Consider the following 474-nt stretch of genomic DNA (forward strand, 5'->3'; position numbering starts at 1 on the left):
AACATCCGCTGGCAGAACGGAAATTAAAAAATGTAACCTCTGAGCATTTGCAATCTTTCTTTGATTTGCTTTCCTTCGGGGGAGTTCATCCCGATGGAAAAGAGAGAAAGGGTTACAGCAAAGATTACATCCATTCTTTTTCCGCAGTCATGCAGCAGTCTTTCCGCTTTGCAGTATTTCCAAAACAGTATATTACGTTCAATCCCATGCAGTATATTAAACTGCGGTATCAGACGGACGAAGTTGATTTGTTTTCGGATGAGGACATGGACGGAAATATCCAACCAATTTCACGAGAAGATTATGAAAGACTGCTTGCGTATCTTCAAAAAAAGAACCCAGCCGCAATACTTCCAATCCAGATAGCCTATTATGCCGGGCTTCGTATTGGAGAAGCCTGTGGTTTGGCATGGCAGGACGTAAATCTGGAAGAACAATGCCTTACCATAAGACGCAGCATCCGATATGATGGCT

At 42.8% G+C, this 474-nt stretch carries 1 protein-coding gene; it reads left to right on the top strand.

The window, feature by feature from the left end; translation table 11 throughout:
* On the top strand, positions 1-474 hold a 474-nt coding region (locus G4417_RS17795; protein ID WP_173684246.1), incomplete at both ends, for a tyrosine-type recombinase/integrase.

Source organism: Blautia wexlerae (assembly GCF_013300825.1).
Classification (GTDB): domain Bacteria; phylum Bacillota; class Clostridia; order Lachnospirales; family Lachnospiraceae; genus Blautia_A; species Blautia_A wexlerae_B.